The organism is Pseudomonas oryzagri (genome assembly GCF_020831405.1).
In the GTDB taxonomy this organism is placed as follows: domain Bacteria; phylum Pseudomonadota; class Gammaproteobacteria; order Pseudomonadales; family Pseudomonadaceae; genus Geopseudomonas; species Geopseudomonas oryzagri.
The window spans coordinates 12769-34542 of record NZ_JAJHPU010000019.1 but is presented as its reverse complement, the minus strand read 5'-3'; the positions used below and the strand labels follow the sequence as shown (position 1 = coordinate 34542).

The window sequence follows — 21774 nt, the reverse complement described above, 5'->3', positions numbered from 1 at the left end:
AAGAGGAGCAAGCAATGATCCAGTACCTGAAGAAAGGCAAGCCGGCCGAAGTGAAGGCCGAACTCAACAGCCAGGTCCGCAACACCGTCGAGCAGATCATCCGCGACATCGAGCAGCGCGGCGAAGCGGCGGTGCGCGAGTATTCGGAGAAGTTCGACCGCTGGAACCCGCCGTCGCTGCGCCTGAGCGAGGAGGAGATCCAGGCCTGCATCGACTCGCTGAGCCCGCAGGCCATCGAGGACATCAAGTTCGCCCAGGCGCAGATCCGTCGCTTCGCCCAGGTGCAGTTGCTGTCGCTGCGCGATGTCGAGGTGGAGACCCTGCCCGGCGTGGTGCTTGGCCACAAGAACATCCCGGTCAACTCGGTGGGCTGCTACATCCCCGGCGGCAAGTACCCGCTGCTGGCCTCCGCGCACATGAGCGTGCTGACCGCCAAGGTCGCCGGGGTCAAGCGCGTGATCGCCTGCGCGCCGCCCTTCGACGGCAAGCCGTCGGCCGAGATCATCGCCGCCATGGCGCTGGCCGGCGCCGACGAGATCTACGTGATGGGCGGGGTGCAGGGCGTCGCGGCGATGGCCCTGGGCACCGAGAACATCGCCCCGGTGGACATGATCGTCGGTCCGGGCAACGCCTTTGTGGCCGAGGCCAAGCGCCAGCTGTACGGGCGGGTCGGCATCGACCTGTTCGCCGGGCCGACCGAGACCATGGTGATCTGCGACGACAGCGTCGACGCCGAACTGGTGGCGGTCGACCTGCTCGGCCAGGCCGAGCACGGCCCGACCTCGCCGGCCTTCTGCGTCACCACCAGCCGCAAGATCGCCGAGGAACTGCCGGCGGCCATCGACAAGGTGCTGGCACGCCTGGATACCGCGGCGGTGGCCAGCGTCGCCTGGCGCGACTACGGCGAGATCATCCTCTGCGACAGCGACGAGGAGATGCTCCAGGAGTCCGAACGCATCTGCTCCGAACACGTGCAGGTGATGACCCGCGACCCGGACTGGTTCCTCGAACGCATGACCAACTACGGCGGCCTGTTCCTCGGCCACCGCACCAACGTCTCCTACGGCGACAAGGTGATCGGCACCAACCACACCCTGCCGACCATGGGCGCGGGGCGCTACACCGGCGGGCTGTGGGTCGGCAAGTTCATCAAGACCCACACCTACCAGCGCGTGCTGACCGACGAGGCCGCGGTGCTGATCGGTGAGTACTGCTCGCGGCTGTGCGCCCTCGAGCACTTCGCCGGGCACAAGGAGCAGGCGGACATCCGCGTGCGCCGCCTGAAGAAGACGGCCTGAGCCATGGCCGTTTCTCTGCAGAACCGCGTAGCCCTGGTCACCGGAGGCGCCGGCGGCATCGGCGCCGCCATCTGCCAGGGGTTGGCCGCCGCCGGCGTGACGGTCGTGGTCGGCTACCACAGTTCCCGTGAGCCCGCAGAGAGACTGGCGGCGGGCCTGCCCCTGGCGGGCAGGCCGCACGCCGCGTTGGCGGCCCCGGTCACCGACAGCGCGGCGCTGGCCGCGCTGGCCGAGGAGATCGAGGGCCGCTACGGTCGCTGCGACATCCTGGTCAACTGCGCCGGCACCACCCGTTTCGTGCCCCACGAGGATCTCGACGGCCTGGACGACGGACTTTTCGAGCAGATTCTCGCCACCAACGTGCGCGGTCCCTTCGCCACCCTGCGTGCGCTGCGACAGCTGCTGGAAAGAAGCGGCGCCGGCCTGGTGGTCAACATCTCCTCGATCGCCGCGGTCAGCGCCATGGGCAGCAACGTCGCCTACTGCGCCTCCAAGGCGGCGCTGGACAACATGACCAAATCGCTGGCTCGTGCTCTGGCGCCGGCCATCCGGGTGGTGTCGGTATCGCCGGGCCTGGCCGATACCGACTTCGTCAAGAAGATGGACCGCTCATGGCGCGACGAGCAGGCCGGGCGCACGCCGCTCCAGCGCCTGGCCGAGCCCCATGAAGTGGCCGATGCGGTGGTGGCGCTGGCCAGTCACCTGACCTTCACCACCGGCGCGGTCATCCCCGTGGATGGCGGCCGCCCGCTCAGCTGATCCGTAAGGAAGCAAGTCGATGACCCAGAACTGCCCCGAATTCAAACCGCACCACGTCGGCGTCAGCGTGCCGGACATGGACGCCGCCATCGACTGGTATGGCCGCATGCTCGGCTTCGCCGTGGAGATGCGCACCTTCATCGAGATCATCCCGGCCGAGGTGGCGTTCATCCGCCGCGGCGACTTTCGCATCGAGCTGTTCCAGGTGGCCGGCGCCGCGCCGCTGCCGGCCGAGCGGCGCGAGCCCAACCTGGACGTGCGCACCCACGGCAACAAGCACCTGTGCCTGGCCGTGCAGGACGTCTCGGCCGCGGTACAGGGGCTGCGTGAGAAGGGCGCCGACATCGTGTTCGAGAAGGTGGTGCAGGGCACGCCGATGGCCTTCATCCGCGACAACGCCGGCAACCTGATCGAGCTGATCCAGTTCCCCGAGTTGTGGAATCAACCCGCCAGCGCTTCGAAGGAGAACCGCACATGAAACTGGCAACCCTCAAGGACGGCAGCCGCGACGGCCGGCTGCTGGTGGTTTCCCGCGACCTGGCCCGCGCGGTGCCGGCGCGCGGTGCGCCGACCCTGCAGGCCGCCATCGAGCGCTGGGCCGAGGTCGAGCCCGCGCTGCAGGCCGAGTATGCGGCCCTGAATGCCGGCGAGGCGGCGGGCGCCTTCGCCTTCGACCCGGCCGGGGTCGGCGCGCCGCTGCCGCGCGCCTACCAGTTCGTCGATGCCTCGGCGTTCCTCAACCACGGCAAGATCATGGAGCAGGCCTACAACCTCAACGTGAAGAAGCAGGCCGGCATCCCGATCCTGGTGCAGCGCCAGGGCGACGATTTCCGCGGCCCCTGCGACGACTACCCGTTCCCGACCGAGGCCGACAACTGCGACTTCGAAGGCGAGGTCGCCGTGGTGCTCGACGACGTGCCGATGGGCGTGGACGCGCAGGCCGCCGAGGGGCACATCAAGCTGTTCCTGCTGCTCAACGACGTGTCGATGCGCGCCCACCTGTTCCGTGAGCTGTCGATGGGCTTCGGCCTGATCAACGCCAAGCCGGCCACGGTGTTTGGTCCGGTGGCGGTGACTCCGGACGAACTCGGCGCGGCCTGGCGCGACGGCCGGGTGCATCTGGACATGCGCGTCAGCCGCAACGGCGAGTGGTTCGGCAACCCCAACGGCGGCGCGATGGACTTCAGCTTCGGCGAGCTGATCAGCCACCTGGCCTACAACCGCAGCCTGCGCGCCGGCACCGTGCTGGCTTCGGGCACCTTCTCCAGTCCGGACTACCGTGAGGTCGGCTCCGCCTGCCTGGCCGAGCGCCGGGCGGTCGAGATGATCGACCACGGCGAGTCGAGCACGCCGTTCATGCGCTTCGGCGAGGTGCTGCGCTTCGAGATGCACGGCAGCGACGGCCAGTCGCTGTTCGGCGCCATCGAGCATCGCCTGGTGAGCGCGGAGGGCCGGTCATGAACGTGCTGGTGACGGGCGGCAACGGCTTCGTCGGCCGCGAACTGGTCAGGCGGTTGCTGGCCGCCGGAGAGGTCCTGCCGGGGCAGGGGCCGCTGACCCGGCTGACGGTGGTCGACATGAGCGGCGAGGGGCTGCCCGCCGACCCGCGGCTGCACGTGGTGTGCGGCAGCATCGCCGAGCCGGCGGTGCTGGGCGAGGCACTGGTTGCGCCGCCGCAGCTGGTGTTCCACCTGGCGAGCATTCCCGGCGGGGCGGCCGAGCGCAATTACGCGCTGGGGCTGCAGGTCAACCTGCTCGCCACCCTCGAGCTGTTCGAGCGCCTGCGCGCCCAGGGCCTTTGCCCGCGGGTGGTGTTCACCAGCACCATCGCGGTGTACGGCTCGCCGCTGCCGGCGTTGGTCGACGATGCCTCGCCGATGAAGCCGGGGCTGTCCTACGGCGCGCACAAGCTGGTCGGCGAGATCCTGCTCGAGGACTACAGCCGGCGCGGCTGGCTGGACGGGCGCACCCTGCGCCTGCCCGGCATCGTCGCCCGGCCGCCGCAGCCCTCGGGCCTGCTGTCGGCCTTCATGAGCGACGTGTTCTGGAAGCTGGCCGCCGGCGAGCCCTTCACCTGTCCGGTGTCGGCCGACGCGGTGGCCTGGTGGATGTCGGTCGGTTGCTGCGCCGACAACCTGCTGCATGCCGCGCGCCTGTCGGCCGAGCAGGTGCGGGAGCGCCGCGACTACACCCTGCCGGTGCTGCGCCTGTCGATGGCGGAGTTGGTGGAAGGGCTGGTGCAGCGCTTCGGCGAGGACCGTCGGGCGCTGGTACGTTACCAGGCCGACGAAGGACTGGAGGCCGCCTTCGGCCGCTTGCCGCCGCTGGACGCCGGCGCCGCCGAGGCCCTCGGCTTCCGGCACGACGGCAGCATTGCAGCGTTGATCCGCCATGCCTTGGGCGGGCGCGACTAGCGGGTGGGTGACCTGTCCGGGCCTGCGCCAGCCTCGGCTGGCCGGGCCGTCGCACCGATATTTCTGTTCGTCGAATAACAACAAAGAGAGCGAAAAATGAAATTGATCAAACACTGTTGCGCCCTGGCGCTGCTGGCTTCGATGGTGGGACCGGCGCTGACCCTGGCGCCCCAGGCCCTGGCCGCTACCCCGGTGGTGCAGGCGGCGGACGCCGGCCGCGTCGTCGACCGCGCGAGCTTCGAGCGCTACCTGGGCATGTTCAACCGTAAGGATCCCGCCGCCTTCGAGACCTACTATGCCCCCGAGGTGCGCATGAGCAACGGCGGGCTGGTCTTCGAGGGGATTCCGGCGGTCAAGGAGCACTACCGCAAGATCTGGGGCGCGATGGACGAAAAGGTGATCGTCGAAGAATTCCTGTTCGACGGCAAGACACTCGCCGTCCAGCTCCACGCGATCTTCAACGTGCCCCGTGACGCCCAGGACACGCCCTTCGGGCCGATCCGCCAGGGCGAGCGCTTCGATTACCGCGGTGCGGTCGTCTACAAGCTGAACGAGGCGGGCAAGTTCACCGACATCAAGGTCGCCTACTACGGCTTCAGCCGGACCACCGATGGCGTCACCCGTGCCATGGGCATGCCGCACTAGGCAGCGCCAGTCCTTCGCCACGCACGCACGTGGCGAAGGTCGCCGGCCTGAGGCGACGCAACCCGACATAACAATAATCCGGAGAGTCCGATGAACTCACCCAGCCTTGCCCGTTCGCCCAACGCGACGGTCGCCACCTACCTGTTGTTGCTGATCAATTGCCTGTCGCCCATGGCGGCGATCGTCGTCGCGCCCAGCCTGCCGCAGATGCAGTCGCACTTCGCCGCGGTGCCCAACGTCGAGTTCCTGGTGCCCATCGCGCTGACCATTCCCGGTCTGCTGGTGGCGTTGCTCAGCCCGCTGGTGGGGATGCTCGCCGACCGCTTCGGGCGCAAGCGCCTGCTGGTCTGGGCCATCGTCGGCTACGGCGTGCTCGGCACGCTGCCGCTGATCCTCGAGTCGCTGTACACCCTCATCGCCAGCCGCGTCGCGCTGGGCTGCGTCGAGGCGGTGATCGTCACCATCAGCACCATGCTGATCGGCGACTATTACAGCGGCGCCCAGCGGCAGAAGTACCTGGCCCTGCAGACCACCTTCGCGTCCGCCTCGGCGATCCTGTTCTTCATGATCGGCGGCGCGCTGGGCGAGATGGGCTGGCGGGTGCCCTACGTGGTGTACGCCGTGCCGCTGCTGCTGGCGGTGTTCAGCCAGGCGCTGCTCTGGGAGCCGCGTGCTGCCGAGCTGGCGCGCGACCAGGAGGAGGGCGGCGAGGGCGCGCAGGTGTTCCGCCCCTGGCTGTTGCTGGGCATCTGCCTGATCACCTTCGTCGGCGCCGTGGCCTTCATGGTCCTGCAGATCCAGATGGCCTACCTGCTGGGCGGCATCGGCGAAAGCTCGCCGAGGACCGCCGGGATGATCGCCTCCGCCTGCAGCGTGATGATCGTGCTGGGCACCCTGGCCGTGCATCTGCTGACGCGCCTGGGGCTGCGCACCCCGCATTGCCTGACCTTCGCCTTCGGCCTGATCGCCCTCAGCTTCCTGCTGATCCCCGGGGCGCGCGACAGCCAGACCATGCTCGCCGTCGCGCTGGTCAACGGTCTGGGCTGTGGCCTGCTGCTGCCGACTTTGGCGATCTGGAACATGCGCGAACTGCCCTGGTTCCGCCGCGGCATGGGCACCGGCATGTGGTACGGCAGCTACTGCCTGGGCATGTTCTTGAGCCCCATCCTGGTGGTGGCCGCGAGCAAGGTCAGCGGCAGCCTGCCCCTGACCATCGGCTGGCTGGGCTGGTGCCTGCTGCCCATCGCGCTGGCGGCGCTGTTCGCCAGCCTGTGGCGCCGCCCGCGCAAGCCGTGCACCGTGCGCGTGGTGGCGGCGAACCTGGAGGATGCCTGAATGCACCATGGACATCGTCTGGCCGGCAAGGTCGCCATCGTCACCGGGATCGGCAGCGGCATCGGCCAGGGCTGCGCCCTGATGTTCGCCCGCGAGGGCGCCCGGGTGATCGGCTGCGACATCGATGCCGCCGCTGCTCGGCGCACCGTCGAGATGGCCTGGGCCGACGGCCTGGCCGTGGACAGCCTGCATCCCTGCGACCTGACGGTCCCCGGCGAAGCCCAGCGCCTGGTGGAGTTCGCCGTGGCGCGTTACGACGGCCTGGATATCCTGGTCAATGCCGCGGCGTTCGGCGCCTTCGCCTGGATCGAGGAGATGGACTACCAGAGCCAGTGGCGCAGGACGCTGACCGGCGAGCTGGATCTGGTCTTCCTGCTCTGCCAGGCGGCCTGGCCGCACCTCAAGCAGCGCGGCGGTTCGATCATCAACTTCGCCTCGGCCAATGCCTGGATGGCCTTGGAGGGCTCGCCGGCCCTGGCGCACTGCGCGGGCAAGGGCGGCGTGCTGGCGATGACCCGCCAGCTGGCGCTGGAAGGCGGGCCGCACCGCATCCGCGCCAACAGCATTTCCCCGGGGCTGATCGAAACCGGCGCCACCCGCGAGCATCTGGCGCGCGATCCGGCCTTCCGCAAGGCCGCCCTGGACAAGCAGATGCTGCGCCAGCGCATCGGCGCGCCGGAGGACATCGGCTGGGCGGCCATCTACCTGGCCTCCGACGAGTCGAGCTGGGTGACCGGCAGCGATCTGAAAGTCGACGGCGGGGCGACCGCCGGATGAGCCCGCTCGCCCGCTGGCGGGCTGCTTCCCGTCATCGCACGGCGCCGCCGACATGCTGTCTGGTGTGCCACGACTTCGAATAACAAAAAGCAAGGGATCGACGCTATGTTTCTACGCCTGCAAATCTTTTTGCTGACGGCTTGGCTTTCCTCGTTCGCCCTGGCGAGCCCCTCCGCGGAGCGGGTGCAGGAGATCCGCCATCTGGCCTTCAGCGCCGCGAGCAACCTGCTGGTCTACTACAGCCCCAAGCAGGATGGCGGCGATCCGCGTTACCTCGAGCGCTACCAGCAGGACCTGCGCCAACTGAAGGAGTTGGTCGCCCTCGAACAAGATGGCGCCTTGAGCACAGCGGTGCGCAATATGGAACAGCGCATCGCCGAGCTGCAGCGCCAGCCGGCCAGCAATGCGCAACTCTTTCCGACCTGGATCAACCCCTTGCTGGAGGAGCAGGCGCGCCTGGATCAGCAGCTCGCCAGCCGCTATGCGGCCGTGCAGCCTGCCGATCCCGTCCGCCTCGAACTGCATCGGCTCAATCTGAACGTCCAGCGCCTGCAGCTGCTCTATCAGACTCGCGTGTTCGGTACGCTCTCGGTGTACCTGATGCCGGTGGATAGCAGCACCTTTGCCGATCTTGACCAGCAGATCCTCCAGGGCTTCGCCGAGAGCGAGCGGCTCAAACCCGTGCAGGGGGCTGAACTGGGCAAGCTCAAGGGCAAGTACGAATTCATCCGTCCGCGGCTGTTGCAGCATGACCAGAAATGGGTTTCCGGAGGCGCTGCGTTCTACCTGGGACAGGTCGGCGATGGCCTGGCACGCCTCAGCACGGCCCAGGCGCTGTCCGGACAGTAGCCCCGCGAGCGGTCGGCAAGGATGCTGGCGCGGAATTCGCAAAGCGCCTGCGCATGACGGAGCGCGCACGGCCAGGAACCCGTTCTGCCGACAGCGGCGCGGGGCCGGCGGCTGGAAAGGCCGAGCGATAACCGTATAGGCTGGCTCGAGAGCTGTTCCGGCTTGCGAGCCATTTTTCCCAGTCGATACCTGCGAGTTTTAAATTGTCCGACCCGTTAGCATCCGCGCCACGGCAGAGCATCTACCGCCAGCCCGGGCTCCTGCCTTTCCTGATCGGCCGCTTGGCGGCGGTAGGTGCGATTCAGATCCAGGCCGTCGTGGTGGCCTGGCAGGTCTACGAGATGACCCGCGATCCGCTGTCGCTGGCGTATGTCGGCCTCGCCCAGTTCGTTCCCATGCTGTTGCTGCTGATCCCGGCAGGCGATCTGATCGATCGATACGATCGCAAGCTGATCCTCGCCCTGAGCTGGGCGGTGGAGGCGCTGTGCAGCGGGCTGCTGGCCTGGCTGGCGCTGAGCGGCTCGCAGAGCGCGCACGCCATCTACGCCGTGCTGGCGCTGTTCGGTTGCGCGCGGGCCTTCTCGGGGCCGGCGCTGCAGAGCCTGTTGCCGCAGATCGTGCCACGCGAGCAACTGGCCGCCGCGATTGCCGCCAACAGCATGATCATGCGCGGCGCCACCATCGTCGGACCGCTGGTGGGCGGCGGCCTGTATGCCTGGGGCGGCGCCGGCGCGACCTACGGCGTGTGCCTGGCCTGTTTGCTGGTCGGCTTGGCGATGCTGTCGCAGGTAGCGGTGCTCTACGCCGACAAGTCCACCAGCCTGGAAACCACGTCGTGGAAGCGCTTCGTGGCCGGCATCGCCTTCATTCGCTTCCGGCCCGTCATCCTCGGCACCATATCCCTCGACCTGTTCGCCGTACTGCTGGGCGGCGTGGTCGCCCTGCTGCCGGTCTATGCCAGCGATGTCCTGCAGGTCGGCCCGGAGGGCCTCGGTGCCCTGCGCAGCGCCATCGCCATCGGTGAGGTGGGGGTCGGCCTCTATCTCAGCGTTCGGCCGTTCGATCGGCGGGTGGGCCTGACCATGTTCATCGCCGTCGGGGTGTTCGGCGTCGCCAACCTGGTGTTCTCCCTCTCCAGTCTGTACTGGCTGTCGTTCGCGGCCCTCATGGTGGCAGGCGGTGCCGACATGGTCAGCGTGTACATTCGCTCGACGCTGGTGCAGTTCTCGACGCCCGACGCCATGCGCGGGCGGGTCAACGCGGTGAACATGCTGTTCATCAGCTCGTCCAACGAACTCGGCGAGTTCCGCGCCGGCAGCTTCGCCGCCTGGTTCGGGGTGGTCGCTGCGGCTGTCGGCGGCAGTCTGTGTACCCTGGCGGTAGTCGGTGCCTGGATGTGGGGCTTCAAGCAATTGCGCACGCTAGACCGTTTCGCCGAAGCGTCGTCGCTCCCGGCAGGGGACGCCGGCGGCCATGGCGATGACTCAGCGGAAGAACACCGCGCGTTATCGAGTCGGCCGAGCTGACGAATCGAGTCGTCCCTACCGCACCGTACGGATTACCGTTTCAGCTCCGCTTGCGCGGCGTGGGGCAGGGGGCCGATTGGCGTCACCGCGGATAGCTGGGTTACAGTCCCGCCCCCGGATTGCAACGTGATGCGCAGGAGTAGGCATGCTGGACGAGCATGACGCAGACGGCTACGAGCCCGAGCATGATCAGTATCTGGATAACGGCGACGACCTTTCCCGCCTGTTTGCCGGGGAAGAGGACGATTTCGACACCGAGCCGGGCTCAGTCGAGGCCCGGGAAGAGCTGGACCCCGAGGAGCCGGAGGAGTGGCAGGACGGCCTCGACAACTGGGATGACGACCTCTAGTCCGTCCCGTCGACGAAAGCCCGCCGCGTGCGGGCTTTTGTTTTTTCGCGCGTCGCAGCCGGCGGTCACCGTTCGATGATCGACTTGACGCTATCCCGGGGGATGCTTTGCTCGCGTCCTTCCTCATCTTCGAACTGCATCATCCCGCTTTCCTCGTCGAACTTCGGCTTTTCCTCGGTGGCGATCACGCTGCCGTCGTTGGTGACGATCAGGTATTCGCTGGCGCAGCCGGTCAAGGCGAGGGCGCTGAGTATGGCGAGCAGCAGTTCTTTCATCTTGAGTTCTTTCATCTTGAAGCTCCTTGATGACGAGGACGCCGGGCAGATCTGCAGATCCTGGCTATCAGTAATGGGCGCAAAGCCCGGGGCGTCAAGTGAGTTGATCCGCTGTCGATCGAGGTTGGCGGGAATGGCGCCGAGCCTTTCCTATTGGCGGCCGGAAAATTGACAGGTCGGCAAGTCCGAACTAAACAACTTTCTGGATATGCCAATTCATCGAGATGGGCGATGGCTGTTCGTACCCCGTGCAAGGGGCTGTGAAGCGGCCTGTTTCCCGCTCGTTCGAGGCTGTGTGTCGCACTGCTGTCTCGTCCAGGGAAGTCGATATGCGCATTGCGGGCTCCTTTCTTCGCGCACTCTCTGACGCTTCGGGCCTCGTCGGACCGGCGACTGCATGCGCCGGTTGCATCCTGCCATGCGAGCACGCCGCCGATAGCGCCAACCTGGCCGCTGCCGGCGCTGCCGGCGCTGCCGGCGCTGCAGCGCCTGCCGGGCGGCCATCTACCAGTGTCGCCAAGCCGGCGTCGCTGGCCTGCGACAGCTCGCTCGCTTCCGATCATGAATGCACCTTCGATGCGCCGCTGGCGAAAACCTGGCGACCGGCCGCCAGCACCACCGGCGCCGGGGATGAAAACGTCGAGTCGAACCTCGGCTATACCTTCGTCTGGATGGGCGACGTGCGCGTCGCGCAGAGCAATGGAGTGGATGGGTGCGTCTCGCCCAAGGCGCCGTCCACGTGCTGAGCAGTTCCATCACCTGGCGAAATTGATTCGCCAACAGGAGCAAGAAGATGAAACGTTCGAGTCTCGCTGTCACCGGGTTGCTGACGGCCGCTCTGGCGCTCGGCGGCTGCGCGTCGAAGGTCGCCGAGCCGGAGCAATACTCCGGGTTCCTCTCCAGCTATTCGCAGTTGCAGGAGACCAAGTCGGCCACCGGCCAGCCGGTGCTGCGCTGGATGGCGCCGGGCTTCAAGTTGGAAAACTACCCGCACCTGGTGGTGCAGTCGATCGACTTCTACCCGACGCCGCAACCGTCCGAACAGATCGGCGACACGGCGCTCCAGCAACTGCGGGCCTATACCGTCCAGCAGGTTCGCGGTGCGCTGGGCAAGCGCTTCCAGCTCCATGAGCCGGCCGAGCTGTCCTCCCTGCCGCCTGAACAGACCCTGATCCTGCGCTCGGCCATCACCGGTGTGGATTCCAAGGCCGAAGGGCTCAAACCCTACGAAGTCATCCCGCTCGCCCTGATCGCCGCTGCCGCCTCCACCGCCAGTGGCACCCGCGACCGCACCACCGAGCTGTTCATCGAGGCCGAACTGGTCGATGCCAGCACCGGCAGGCCGGTAATGCAGGTGGTGCGCAAGGGCTACGGCAAGGAGCTGGAGAACAGGGAGGAGAAGATCACCCTGAATACCCTCAAGGGTGTGATCGACGGCATCGTGCGCGATATCGAGAAGTTCCAGTGAACTCCCGGCTGTCTGGCCTGCAGTGCTCTGGCCATACCGCCATGATGCCGTCGATAGGCTACGGCCGGCGCAGCGGGACGACTCGGGCATGGCGTGTCAAGGCTCGAAGAGCGGTCAGCTGCCGGAACGCCGAATGGCCAACTGGCGGAGCTTGGCCATACTGATTCTGGAAACGGCCAAGGGAATTTCGGCTGTAGCACGTAAGGGCCGGTAAGGCCGACCAGTGGATGCCGGTAGTGCGCAGTTTTCTTCGCTCGGGGGATTCTTTCAGGTCCGGGACGTGGCGTGGGCGCCGATACCCCCTCCGACTGCGCTTGCATGTCGGCGGGAGTGTCGCGCCAGCCCAGGCGAGGCCTGGCGGGGCGGAGAAAGGTTGATGGAGTTGTCTTGAACCCGACTTGCACTCATTGCGTGGCTGGCCAGGCCTCGCGATGTGTGTCGGCGCCGATCGTTAACGGAAGACACCATGGCACAGACAAAACACCCCCTCGCGTTTCTCGGCATCATTCTCGCCCTGGCGCAGACGCTGCTCGGTGGCTGTGACAGCAAGGCGCCGCCGGCGGCCACGCTGATGGAGGTGCCGATCGTCACCGCCGTCGCCAAGGATGTGAGTGTTCCCCTGGACCTGATAGGCGAGACTATTGGCTCCACCGACGTGACCATCCGCGCGCGGGTCGACGGCTTCCTCGACGGCATCCACTTCAAGGAAGGCACCTTCGTCGACAAGGGCGCGCTGCTCTACACCATCGATCCGCAGCCGTTCCAGGCCAAGGTCGCCCAGGCCCAGGCGGGGCTGGCGCAGGCGCGCACCAGCCTGGTGAAGACCAAGTCGGACCTCGATCGCATCCGTCCTCTGGCCGCGATCAATGCGGTCAGCAAGCTGGACCTGGACGCGGCGGTAGCCAACCACGAAGCGGCGCAAAGCTACGTCGAGGCGGCCAAGGCGCAGGTCGAGCTGGCGCAGATCGAACTGGGCTACACCAAGATCCACGCCCCCGAGCGCGGCCTGATCGGTCTGTCCGAGGCCGAGGTGGGCGATTTCGTCAGCCAGCGTACCAACGGCGGACTGCTCAACGTGATCTCGCGCACCGATCCCATCGCCGTGCGGGTCTCCATTACCGAGCGCGGTTATCTGAATGCGGCGCGGCGGCTGGCCGACCAGCAGCAGGGCAAGTCCGCCAATGGCAGCCTCGCCAGCGCAAACCAGCGGCCGCTGTCACTGATCCTTGCCGACGGCACACTCTACGATCAGCGCGGCGTGCCGACCAAGGTCGACCGCAATATCGATCCCACCACCGGCGCGCTGACCATCGAGGCGGAGTTCCCCAACCCGCAAGGCCTGTTGCGCCCGGGCATGTTCGCGCGCATCCGCTTCGACGCCGATCAGATCAAGGGCGCCATCCTGCTGCCGCAGCGCGCGGTCAGCGAACTGCAGTCTGTGCACCGGGTATTCGTCATCAAGCCCGACGACACCGTGGAGGTGCGCCAGGTGCAGGTGGGCCAGCGGCTGGGCAGCGACTGGGTGATCGAGTCCGGCCTGCAGCCGGGCGAGCGGGTCGCGGTGGCCAGTCTGTTGCGCTTGCGTCCGGGCATGAAGGTGAAGCCGCGAGATGCCGACGCCAGCGAGCTGCCGCCGGTGGCCGGGGAGGGCAAAAATGGGTGAGTTCTTCGTTCGCCGCCCCATCTTCGCGATGGTGATCTCGATCATCATCGTCATTGTCGGCCTGGTGGCGATGGGCAGCCTGCCGATCGCCCAGTACCCCGACATCACGCCGCCCGAGATCAAGGTGGAGGCCACCTACGACGGCGCCAACGCGGTGAACGTCGAACAGTCGGTGGCCACGCCGCTGGAGCAGAAGGTCAACGGCGTCGAGAACATGCTGTACATGAAGTCGACCAACGCCGGTAACGGGCAGATGACCCTGTCGGTGGCCTTCGAGGTCGGTTCGGATCTCGACATCTCCAACGTGCTGGTGCAGAACCGCGTGTCCGAGGGTTCCGCGCAGCTGCCCGAGGACGTCAAGCGCAAGGGCGTGAAGGTCAAGAAGGCGCTGGCCTTCCCGCTGATGCTGGTGACCCTGCGCTCGCCCAAGGAGAGCTACGACGCCGACTTCCTCACCAACTACATGTCGATTAACGTCCTCGACGAGATCGCCCGCATCCAGGGGGTCGGCCAGGTCACCATCTTCGGGGGCTCCGACTACGCCATGCGCATCTGGATCAAGCCGGATCAGCTCAGCCGCCTGGCGCTCACCGTCCCGGACATCGTCAACGCCGTGCAGCAGCAGAACGTGCTGACTCCGGCCGGCAAGCTCGGCGGCCCGCCGGCCGCGCCCGGCACCGAGTTCGCCTACGCGGTGCAGACCCGCGGGCGCCTGGAAACGCCGGAGCAGTTCGGCCAGGTGGTGGTGCGCTCCAACCCGGACGGCTCGCAGGTGCTGCTGCGCGACGTCGCGCGCATCGAACTGGGCGCCGAAACCTACAACCAGATCGGCGCCTTCGGCTCCAAGCCGGCCGCCGTGCTGGCGGTTTACCAGTTGCCCGACGCCAACGGCCTGGAGGTGGCCGAGAAGATCCGCGCGGCGATGGAGCAGATGAAACAGCGCTTCCCGCAGGACATCGAGTACGTGATTTCCCTGGACACCACCAAGCCGGTGTCGGCGGGCATCGAGGAGATCGTCCATACCCTGATCGAGGCGACGGTCATCGTCACCATCGTGGTGTTCATCTTCCTGCAGAACTTCCGCGCCACCCTGATCCCGACCCTGGCGGTGCCGGTGGCGCTGGTCGGTACCTTCGCAGTGTTTCCGCTGCTCGGCTTCTCCATCAATACGTTCTCGCTGCTCGGCCTCGTGCTGGCCATCGGTATCGTGGTGGACGACGCCATCGTGGTGGTGGAGGGCGTGTCGGAGAAGATGGAGCACGGTATGCCGCGCCGCGAGGCGACCATCGAGACGATGAAGGAGGTCAGCGGTCCGGTGATCGCCACGGCGTTGTCGTTGACCGCGGTGTTCGTACCAGTGGCCGCCATGTCGGGGATCACTGGCCGGCTCTACCAGCAGTTCGCCATCACCATCGCCATCTCGGTGTGCATCTCGGCGATTGTCGCCCTGTCGCTGAGTCCGGCGTTGTCGAGCACCCTGCTGCAGCCGCACGGCCATGGCAAGCAGGGCCGGCTGGGGCGGTTCTTCGCCGGTTTCAACCGCGTCCTGGACCGGGTGACGGACAAGTACATCGGCCTGACCAGCCGCTTCACCCACCGCCCGCTGCGCGCCCTGGCGGTACTCGGTGTGCTGGTGGTGGCGCTGGTGCTGCTGTTCCGCACTGTCCCCGGCGGCTTCGTGCCCGAGGAGGACCAGGCTTACCTGATGGCCAACCTGCAGCTGCCGGATGCCTCCTCGCTGGAGCGCACCCATGCCGCCGCCGCCAAGGTCGAGGCGATCCTCGCCGCCGATTCGGCCATCGAGTCCTACACCACGGTGACCGGCTACAGCTTCCTGTCCGGCGCCTCGTCCACCAACAACGCCTTCTTCTTCATCCAGCTCAAGGAGTGGGGGGAGCGCCCGGGGGCCGAGGACGTGGCCACCCGCGTTGCCCAGCGCCTCAACGGCAAGCTGGCGGCGATCAACGAGGGTATCGCCATCGCCTTCGGTCCGCCGGCCATTCCGGGCCTGGGGACCGGCTCCGGCTTCTCGATCATGCTGCAGGACCGCGTCGGCAACAGCCCCGACTACCTGGCCGAGCAAACCCAGGCGTTCATGGAGGCGGCCGGCAAGCGTCCGGAAATCGCCGGCCTCTACACCACCTACCGCGCCACGGTGCCGCAGATCTACCTGGACGTGGACACCCAGAAGACCATGAAGCTCGGCGTCGCCCCGGCGGACGTCAACCAGACCCTGGGTTCCTTCCTCGGCGGCGCCTACGTCAACGACTTCAACCGCTTCGGTCGGCTGTACAAGGTGTACGTGCAGGCGGAGACCGAATACCGCAAGGACCTCGCCGACGCATCGCTGTTCTACGTGCGCAACAGCGCCGGCGCGATGGTGCCGATGAACACCCTGCTGACCGACGAATCCACCAACGGCCCCGAGTTCACCTACCGCTTCAACATGTTCCGCGCCGCCGAGGTCACCGGCCGCCCGGCGCCGGGCTACAGCTCGGCGCAGGCGTTGAAGGCGCTGGAGGAGGTGGCGGCCGAGGTATTGCCCAGCGACATGTCCTACGCCTGGAACGCCATGTCCTACCAGGAGAAGGCCGCGGAGGGCTCCGGCAGCATGGTGTTCGTCATGGCGCTGGTGTTCGTATTCCTGATCCTCGCCGCACAGTACGAGAGCTGGTCGCTGCCGTTCGGCGTGTTGTTCGGCACGCCCATCGCCATCTGCGGCGCCATGTTCGGCCTGTGGCTGGCGCGCTTCTTCAGCCCCAGCTACGAGAACAACGTGTTCGCGCAGATCGGCCTGGTGATGCTCATCGGCCTGGCGGCGAAGAACGCGATCTTGATCGTCGAGTTCGCCCGTACCGAAATCGAGAAAGGCAAGGGACCGGTGGAGGCGGCGCTGGCGGCCGCGCGACTGCGCTTCCGGCCGATCCTGATGACCTCCTTCGCCTTCATCCTCGGAGTGATCCCGCTGATTCTCGCCAGCGGCGCCGGCGCCGAGGCGCGCAAGATCATGGGCATGACCTCCTTCGCCGGCATGCTGACCGCCACCGTGGTCGGCGTCGTGCTGGTGCCGGGGTTGTTCGTGATCGTCGAGCGCTATATGACCGGCAAGAAGAAAAAACCGCCGCAAGCCGAGCACGCGAGCGAGGAGGCCAAGCCATGAAGGGATTCACCCGGCGGCCACCGCTGCTGACCGCCACCCTGCTCTCCGGGATGTTGCTTACCGGCGGCTGCATGGTCGGCCCCGACTACAAGCGCCCCTCGCTCGACATGCCGGCCGCCTACCAGGAGGCCGCCACCACCGATGCGTCCTTCGCCAACCTCGACTGGTGGGAATTGTTCGCCGACGACCGGCTCGATGCGCTGATCCGGGAGGCGCTGGCCAACAACCGCGATCTCGGCGTGGCAGTGGCGCGCATCGAGGAGGCGGCGGCGCTGCTGCGCATCGAGAGGGCCAACCAGTACCCGTTCCTCGACGCCGAGGCCGGTGCCGGACGCTCCTCGCCGAGTCGCAACGTCCTGCCGACGGCCGAAACCGAGAGCAGCTACTTCTTCAATGGCGCGGCCTCCTTCGAGATCGACCTGTGGGGCAAGCTGCGCCGCGCCACCGAGGCGGCACGCGCCGACCTGCTGACCAGCGAGAACAGCGCGCGCAACGTGACCATTTCGCTGATTTCCGCGGTGGCCACCACCTACTTCCAATTGCTCGACCTCGACGACCGCCTGCGCATTTCCATTCGCACGCAAAAGTCGCGCGAGGACGCCCTGGGCATCATCAAGGAGCGCTTCGCCAAGGGCACCGTACCGGAGCTGGACGTCAACCAGGCCGAGATCGAAGCCGCCGATGCGCAAGCCTCGGTGGCGGCCTTCGACCGCGCCGTGCGGCAGACCGAGAATGCGCTGAGCGTGTTGGTCGGCTCGCGGCCACGGGCCATCGAGCGTGGCAACGAACTCACGCGGCAGCGCTTGCCGGTCGAGGTGCCGGCCGGGTTGCCGCTGAATCTCTTGGAGCGTCGTCCGGACATCCTCGCCGCCGAGCAGCAACTGGCTGCCGAGACCGCGCGCATCGGCGTCGCGCGCGCCCAGCGCCTGCCCTCGCTGTCGCTGACCGCCAGCTTCGGCTACGCCAGCCGCGATCTCAGCGATCTGATCGAGGGCGACAGCGAAAGCTGGAGTGTCCTCGGCAATCTCTTCGCGCCCATTTTCAACGCCGGGCAGCTCAAGTCGATCGAGGAGGCCCAGCGCCAGCGGGCCGAGCAGGCACGGTTGAACTATGAACAGGCGGTGATCAATGGCCTGCGCGACGTGGACGACTCGCTGACCGGCCTGCGTACCTCGGGCAACGAGCACCTCGCCCGCCAACGCCAGCTCGCCGCGGCGCGCACCGCAGCGCGCCTGTCACGGGCGCGCTACGACGGCGGTCTGGTCAGCTACCTGGAAGTGCTGGATTCCGAGCGCAGCCTGTTCCAGGCCGAGCTGCTGGAGTCGCAGACCCGCCAGCAGCAGTTGAGCGCGGCCGTGAGCCTGTACCGCGCGCTGGGTGGAGGCTGGTCGCCGGTCGACGATCAGCGCTGAGCGGCGCCGACCGGCATGCGATGGTGGACGCCGGGGCGCGGGCCCGGCGCTCACTCGTCGTTGTCGCGATGCATATGGAGCGCTGGGGCAGAGTGACGCGGCCGGCGCTGCATGCCGGCCGTTCGGCCTCTACTCCTCCTCGACGAGTACCTGCAGCCGTCCGGCGTTGACGGCTTCCACCAGGGCCGCGTGGTCCTGCTCGGTCTGGTCCGCGTAGGCGACCGCAAAGTCGCCCAGCGCCTCGTCGAAGGCATCGTTCTTGCCCAGATAGCCGCTGATGCTCGCGGCATCACCCGACTTGGCATGGGCGCGGGCGAGGACCTGGCCGCACAGCCCGGCGTAGCGCTTGAGCTGTGTGCCTGAGACGCCCTCGAGCGGCACGGACATCTTCATGTCGCGCAACTGGCGCACGAAGAAGTCGCGCCCGGCCCGGCCGCGCATCCAGCCGAGGAATATGTCGCTGGAGGACTGCATCAGTCGCTGGCCCATGACGACCCGCTGGCCCTGGTTCTCGTACCGGCTTTTCCCCGCATAGGGCTCGAGGACCGAGCGACAGGCTTCCTTGAACTGGAGAATCAGCGGGTGATTCTCCTCGGAGAACATCAGGGCGATGAAGCAACGGGTACCGACGCTGCCGATGCCCACCACCTTCATCGCAGCGTCCACCAGGCGATAACGATCCAGCAGTACGCGGCGCTCGTCGGAGAGCGTCGCCCGGTAGTCCGCCAGTCCCTCACGTACCCTGTCGAGGAAATCGGGATCGCCAACGTGATAGATGATCGGTGGCTGGTCGACCAGGCGGGGGCTGCCGGCGACCTGCTCGGCAAGCTTGGGGAACACGTTCTCTACCACTCGTTCGCGGGCCTTGTCGGTGATCTGCTGGCGCAGCCTGCGCACCTTTTCATCTGGAGCCGTCTCGAGCAGGGCTTCCTGGTCCAGGCACGAATACCAGACCTCCAGAGGGTTCATCCTCGAGTATTCGCGCAGGCCTTCCCGATAGGCACGTACGCAGGCGACCGCGCTGTCTCGCGAGTCGCCGTTGGCCAGTCGGTTGTCGCGCCCGGCGACCGTGAAACTGGTGGCCAGCCGCTTGATGTCCCACTCCCAGGGGGCGGGCAGGGTTTCGTCGAAGTCGTTGAGGTCGAAGACCAGATTGCGCTCCGGAGTGGCGAACAGGCCGAAATTCAGCAGGTGGCAATCGCCACAGGCCTGCACGCGAATGCCAGTGCTGGGTATGGTCGCGAGGTCGTGGGCCATCAACGCCGCGGAGCCGCGCAGGAAGGTGAAGGGACTGCGCAGCATGCGACCGTAGCGGATCGGCACCAGGTCCTGGAGGCGATCCTCGTTGGATTTCTCGAGGATGGCGATGGGGTCGCGACCCTTGGCCGGTGGCGTCCAGGCGGCATGCTCGCTGCGCGGCAGCTTCTCGCGCAGTGCCCGACCGGCGGCGATACGCTCGTCCCGGGAGCGAAATACCGCAATTGGCGCTGCCGGCATGCTGGGCTCCTTCTTCGCCTTGGCGCTCTTCTTCGCTACGGTTGTCATGCTTTTCCCCTTGGATGGCGGCGAGGGCGCTGCTTGCGGGGCAATGGCCCTAGAACGGTCGACCCAGATAGAAATAGAAGCTCTTGTTGCCATCCTCGGCATGCCCGTAGCCCAGATAGACTGGGCCGAGCGGGCTGTCGGCGGCGATGAACACGGCAGCGGACTTCAGCCAGTCTTCCGAATTGCCAGGCACCAGCGGATCGCCGATGCGGGTGAACTCCAGGGAGAAGCCACTGTAGGCGCCCTCGAAGATGCTGCCTTCGAGTATCCGGTGGTAATACATCGCCCGGCCGAATTGCAGTTCCTCGCCAGCCAGCTGCCCACTGGAGTAGCCCGAACCGGTCAGGAAGCCCCCCCACTGGAACTGGTCGTAGCGCGGCAACGGATCGTTGCCGAGGCTTTCGCCGGACTTCACCGCGAAATTCAGGGTGTGATTGCCGAACGAGTACACCGCATGGGCGTCGGCGTCCCACTTGGTGTACTCGTCGTCGGCGCCGAGCGCGCTGGTCGAGTCGAACACGTTCGCGCCGAAGCGCCAGCCCGAGCGCGGGAAGTGCACGCTGTCCAGTTGGTCGAGCTTGAGGATGGCGCGGTAGGCGCCTTGCTGGACGCGCGATTCGCCCGGCGACAGGAACTCCGGACCGGTATCGAGTCGCGGCTTGAGCCGGCCCCCCAGCATGCCGAGGCGCAATTCGCCGTAGCGGCTGAACTGGCTGCCCAGGTCGACGCCGCCCAGCATGGAGGTCATCTCGTAGCTGGCCACGCGGTCGTCGTCGCGGTAGAGGTCGGAGGTGCTCCGTTCGAGGAACGCATGGGGGGCGACGAAGAAGCGGCTGGTGGCGCTGAAGGGCTGGTAGAACTCGGTATACAGGCCGCTGGTACGGCCGAACTGCACGTCGGTGCGCCATTCCGCGCCGCGCGAGTTGAGCCAGGTCTTGCGGTAGCTGCCGAGGATGTTGAAGAACGCATCGCCGCTGAAGTCGCTGGACAGCCCCAGGCCGAAGCGCAGGTAGTTCGGCCCCCAGGATTTCTCCACGGCTTCCACGGCGAGAATGCGCTTGCCCGGCTCCTCGAGATAGCGGTAGTTGACGTGCTCGAAGTCGCCGGTGCCGTAGATGCGCCGCATGTCCTTGTCGAGGGTGGGCTGGTCGATGGGCTCGCCGACTTGGGTGTCCATCGCCAGTCGCGCGGTTTTCGGATTGACGCGTTTGAGGTTCTCGAAGCGAATCTCGTCGACCGGCCGCAGGTCCGCCACCACTTCGATGGTCTGGCGCTTGCGCAGCGCGGCGTATTCGGCCGGCGGCAGGGATAGCTGGGCGAGCCGGTCGGCGACCTTGCGTGCCGCCACTTCGCCGAGGGGGGCGATCTGCTGCAGGTGGTCGAAATCGCCGGTCGAGAAGTTGCCCAGCTCCGGCGAGATGAGGATGTCGGTCGGTCGCATAGTGGCCAGCGAAGCCTGCACATTCTGCTCGGTGAGGATGCTGAGCATCTGCCCGGACACGCCGAAGATCCCGCCGAGTTGCTCGCGGGTGAGCAGGGGTGTCCCGACGTTCACGGCGATGACGATGTCCGCACCCATCTCATCCCGAGCGGTCTGGATCGGCAGGTTGCTGGTGAGCATGCCGTCGACCAGGATCATGTTGTCGAACTCGGCCGGCGCCACCGCGCCGGGCACCGACATGCTGGCGCGCATGACATTGGCCAGTTCGCCCTCGTGGAACACGACGGCCTTGCCGGTCACCAGATCGGTGGCTACCGCGCGGTAGGGGATCGGCAGTTCGTCGAAGCGATAGTGGCCCTTGGCCTTGCTCAGCTGGCGCAGCACGGTTTCCAGCTGCACGCCGGTGACGATGCCCTTGCCGAACTTGACCTGGCCGTCCTCCAGGCCGACCTCCGGGGTGACCAGATTGGTGTAGTCGTCCTGCTTGCGGCGCATGGCGCGTTCCTGGCGCGGCGGCTCCTCCTTGAACAGCAGTTCCGTGGTGATGGTCTTCAGGATGGTGTCCATTTCCGGCGTGGAGGTGCCGGTGGCGTAGGCGGCGCCCACCAGGGCGCCCATGCTGGTGCCGGCGATGCAGTCGATCGGCACGCGGTACTCCTCGAGTACCTTGATCACGCCGACGTGGGCCGCACCGCGTGCGCCGCCGCCGGAGAGAACCAGGCAGATCCGCGGACGCTTGACCCCGCCCGGCTGGGCAAGATCGCCGGGCTTGGTCGCTGCGGCCAGGGCAGGGGGAGCCACGGCCATTGCCAGGCTCAGGGCGAGAAGGGTGATCCGCTCACGCAATGGCATCCGTAT

Annotated in this window: 19 protein-coding genes; 16 read left to right on the top strand and 3 right to left on the bottom strand. The window is 67.0% G+C overall.

Features of this window, described 5'->3' with window-relative positions; all coding sequences use genetic code 11:
• Positions 1 to 14: 14 nt before the first annotated feature.
• From hisD to LMJ29_RS07975, 11 genes are all read left to right on the top strand, one after another.
• Entirely contained in the window at positions 15 to 1298 is a 1284-nt protein-coding gene (gene hisD, locus LMJ29_RS08025) for a histidinol dehydrogenase (protein WP_229605001.1), read from the top strand.
• A 3-nt stretch (positions 1299 to 1301) separates the two neighbouring features.
• Entirely contained in the window at positions 1302 to 2057 is a 756-nt protein-coding gene (locus LMJ29_RS08020; protein WP_229605000.1) for an SDR family NAD(P)-dependent oxidoreductase, read from the top strand.
• Between the two features lie 19 nt (positions 2058 to 2076).
• Positions 2077 to 2535: a VOC family protein gene (locus LMJ29_RS08015; protein ID WP_229604999.1), complete on the top strand. Its 459-nt coding sequence runs from the start codon at positions 2077 to 2079 to the stop codon at positions 2533 to 2535.
• On the top strand, positions 2532 to 3518 hold the full coding sequence (locus LMJ29_RS08010) for a fumarylacetoacetate hydrolase family protein (protein WP_229604998.1): 987 nt from the start codon (positions 2532 to 2534) through the stop codon (positions 3516 to 3518). The genes LMJ29_RS08015 and LMJ29_RS08010 overlap by 4 nt, the downstream gene beginning before the upstream one ends.
• On the top strand, positions 3515 to 4471 hold the full coding sequence (locus tag LMJ29_RS08005; RefSeq protein WP_229604997.1) for an NAD-dependent epimerase/dehydratase family protein: 957 nt from the start codon (positions 3515 to 3517) through the stop codon (positions 4469 to 4471). Before LMJ29_RS08010 ends, LMJ29_RS08005 begins: the two co-directional genes overlap by 4 nt.
• A 96-nt stretch (positions 4472 to 4567) precedes the next feature.
• Positions 4568 to 5116, top strand: a complete 549-nt coding sequence (locus LMJ29_RS08000) for a nuclear transport factor 2 family protein (protein ID WP_229604996.1) — start codon at positions 4568 to 4570, stop codon at positions 5114 to 5116.
• A gap of 90 nt (positions 5117 to 5206) precedes the next feature.
• On the top strand, positions 5207 to 6451 hold the full coding sequence (locus LMJ29_RS07995; protein ID WP_229604995.1) for an MFS transporter: 1245 nt from the start codon (positions 5207 to 5209) through the stop codon (positions 6449 to 6451).
• Positions 6452 to 7228, top strand: a complete 777-nt coding sequence (locus LMJ29_RS07990) for an SDR family NAD(P)-dependent oxidoreductase (protein ID WP_229604994.1) — start codon at positions 6452 to 6454, stop codon at positions 7226 to 7228. It begins immediately after the preceding gene.
• 105 nt (positions 7229 to 7333) lie between these two features.
• The gene (locus LMJ29_RS07985; protein WP_229604993.1) at positions 7334 to 8077 is read left to right on the top strand and encodes a hypothetical protein; all 744 of its coding nucleotides are present in this window, start codon (positions 7334 to 7336) and stop codon (positions 8075 to 8077) included.
• A 203-nt stretch (positions 8078 to 8280) separates the two neighbouring features.
• Positions 8281 to 9603 carry an MFS transporter gene (locus LMJ29_RS07980; protein ID WP_229604992.1) on the top strand — a complete coding sequence of 441 codons (1323 nt, stop codon included), beginning with the start codon at positions 8281 to 8283 and terminating at the stop codon, positions 9601 to 9603.
• Between the two features lie 145 nt (positions 9604 to 9748).
• Positions 9749 to 9952 carry a hypothetical protein gene (locus LMJ29_RS07975; protein WP_229604991.1) on the top strand — a complete coding sequence of 68 codons (204 nt, stop codon included), beginning with the start codon at positions 9749 to 9751 and terminating at the stop codon, positions 9950 to 9952.
• Positions 9953 to 10017: 65 nt separating this feature from the next.
• Here the strand turns inward: LMJ29_RS07975 and LMJ29_RS07970 are convergent, their stop codons facing one another.
• Positions 10018 to 10242 (bottom strand): YgdI/YgdR family lipoprotein, encoded by a 225-nt coding sequence (locus LMJ29_RS07970; protein ID WP_229604990.1) that lies wholly within the window; start codon positions 10240 to 10242, stop codon positions 10018 to 10020.
• Between the two features lie 314 nt (positions 10243 to 10556).
• On the opposite strand from LMJ29_RS07970, the gene LMJ29_RS07965 reads away from it, so the two are divergent.
• The 5 genes from LMJ29_RS07965 to LMJ29_RS07945 all read left to right on the top strand — a co-directional run bounded on the left by LMJ29_RS07965 (position 10557) and on the right by LMJ29_RS07945 (position 17930).
• Entirely contained in the window at positions 10557 to 10973 is a 417-nt protein-coding gene (locus tag LMJ29_RS07965) for a hypothetical protein (protein ID WP_229604989.1), read from the top strand.
• 47 nt (positions 10974 to 11020) lie between these two features.
• Positions 11021 to 11695, top strand: coding sequence for a DUF3313 domain-containing protein (locus LMJ29_RS07960; protein ID WP_229604988.1), 675 nt, complete (start codon positions 11021 to 11023; stop codon positions 11693 to 11695).
• A gap of 466 nt (positions 11696 to 12161) precedes the next feature.
• On the top strand, positions 12162 to 13358 hold the full coding sequence (locus LMJ29_RS07955; protein ID WP_229604987.1) for an efflux RND transporter periplasmic adaptor subunit: 1197 nt from the start codon (positions 12162 to 12164) through the stop codon (positions 13356 to 13358).
• On the top strand, positions 13351 to 16518 hold the full coding sequence (locus LMJ29_RS07950) for an efflux RND transporter permease subunit (protein WP_229604986.1): 3168 nt from the start codon (positions 13351 to 13353) through the stop codon (positions 16516 to 16518). Before LMJ29_RS07955 ends, LMJ29_RS07950 begins: the two co-directional genes overlap by 8 nt.
• On the top strand, positions 16515 to 17930 hold the full coding sequence (locus LMJ29_RS07945; protein WP_229604985.1) for an efflux transporter outer membrane subunit: 1416 nt from the start codon (positions 16515 to 16517) through the stop codon (positions 17928 to 17930). Before LMJ29_RS07950 ends, LMJ29_RS07945 begins: the two co-directional genes overlap by 4 nt.
• 129 nt (positions 17931 to 18059) lie before the next feature.
• On the opposite strand, the gene LMJ29_RS07940 is transcribed toward LMJ29_RS07945, so the two are convergent.
• Together LMJ29_RS07940 and LMJ29_RS07935 are read right to left on the bottom strand one after the other, a co-directional pair.
• Positions 18060 to 19475, bottom strand: a complete 1416-nt coding sequence (locus LMJ29_RS07940) for a DUF2252 domain-containing protein (RefSeq protein ID WP_229604984.1) — start codon at positions 19473 to 19475, stop codon at positions 18060 to 18062.
• 49 nt (positions 19476 to 19524) lie between these two features.
• Positions 19525 to 21768 (bottom strand): patatin-like phospholipase family protein, encoded by a 2244-nt coding sequence (locus LMJ29_RS07935; protein WP_229604983.1) that lies wholly within the window; start codon positions 21766 to 21768, stop codon positions 19525 to 19527.
• Positions 21769 to 21774 lie beyond the last annotated feature (6 nt).

What these genes read in the sequence shown, in the direction of transcription:
- hisD (WP_229605001.1), top strand. Translation starts at nt 15, where the DNA reads ATGATCCAGTACCTGAAGAAAGGCAAGCCGGCCGAAGTGAAGGCCGAA.
- LMJ29_RS08020 (WP_229605000.1), top strand. Translation starts at nt 1,302, where the DNA reads ATGGCCGTTTCTCTGCAGAACCGCGTAGCCCTGGTCACCGGAGGCGCC.
- LMJ29_RS08015 (WP_229604999.1), top strand. Translation starts at nt 2,077, where the DNA reads ATGACCCAGAACTGCCCCGAATTCAAACCGCACCACGTCGGCGTCAGC.
- LMJ29_RS08010 (WP_229604998.1), top strand. Translation starts at nt 2,532, where the DNA reads ATGAAACTGGCAACCCTCAAGGACGGCAGCCGCGACGGCCGGCTGCTG.
- LMJ29_RS08005 (WP_229604997.1), top strand. Translation starts at nt 3,515, where the DNA reads ATGAACGTGCTGGTGACGGGCGGCAACGGCTTCGTCGGCCGCGAACTG.
- LMJ29_RS08000 (WP_229604996.1), top strand. Translation starts at nt 4,568, where the DNA reads ATGAAATTGATCAAACACTGTTGCGCCCTGGCGCTGCTGGCTTCGATG.
- LMJ29_RS07995 (WP_229604995.1), top strand. Translation starts at nt 5,207, where the DNA reads ATGAACTCACCCAGCCTTGCCCGTTCGCCCAACGCGACGGTCGCCACC.
- LMJ29_RS07990 (WP_229604994.1), top strand. Translation starts at nt 6,452, where the DNA reads ATGCACCATGGACATCGTCTGGCCGGCAAGGTCGCCATCGTCACCGGG.
- LMJ29_RS07985 (WP_229604993.1), top strand. Translation starts at nt 7,334, where the DNA reads ATGTTTCTACGCCTGCAAATCTTTTTGCTGACGGCTTGGCTTTCCTCG.
- LMJ29_RS07975 (WP_229604991.1), top strand. Translation starts at nt 9,749, where the DNA reads ATGCTGGACGAGCATGACGCAGACGGCTACGAGCCCGAGCATGATCAG.
- LMJ29_RS07970 (WP_229604990.1), bottom strand. Translation starts at nt 10,242, where the DNA reads ATGAAAGAACTCAAGATGAAAGAACTGCTGCTCGCCATACTCAGCGCC.
- LMJ29_RS07965 (WP_229604989.1), top strand. Translation starts at nt 10,557, where the DNA reads ATGCGCATTGCGGGCTCCTTTCTTCGCGCACTCTCTGACGCTTCGGGC.
- LMJ29_RS07960 (WP_229604988.1), top strand. Translation starts at nt 11,021, where the DNA reads ATGAAACGTTCGAGTCTCGCTGTCACCGGGTTGCTGACGGCCGCTCTG.
- LMJ29_RS07955 (WP_229604987.1), top strand. Translation starts at nt 12,162, where the DNA reads ATGGCACAGACAAAACACCCCCTCGCGTTTCTCGGCATCATTCTCGCC.
- LMJ29_RS07950 (WP_229604986.1), top strand. Translation starts at nt 13,351, where the DNA reads ATGGGTGAGTTCTTCGTTCGCCGCCCCATCTTCGCGATGGTGATCTCG.
- LMJ29_RS07945 (WP_229604985.1), top strand. Translation starts at nt 16,515, where the DNA reads ATGAAGGGATTCACCCGGCGGCCACCGCTGCTGACCGCCACCCTGCTC.
- LMJ29_RS07940 (WP_229604984.1), bottom strand. Translation starts at nt 19,475, where the DNA reads ATGACAACCGTAGCGAAGAAGAGCGCCAAGGCGAAGAAGGAGCCCAGC.
- LMJ29_RS07935 (WP_229604983.1), bottom strand. Translation starts at nt 21,768, where the DNA reads ATGCCATTGCGTGAGCGGATCACCCTTCTCGCCCTGAGCCTGGCAATG.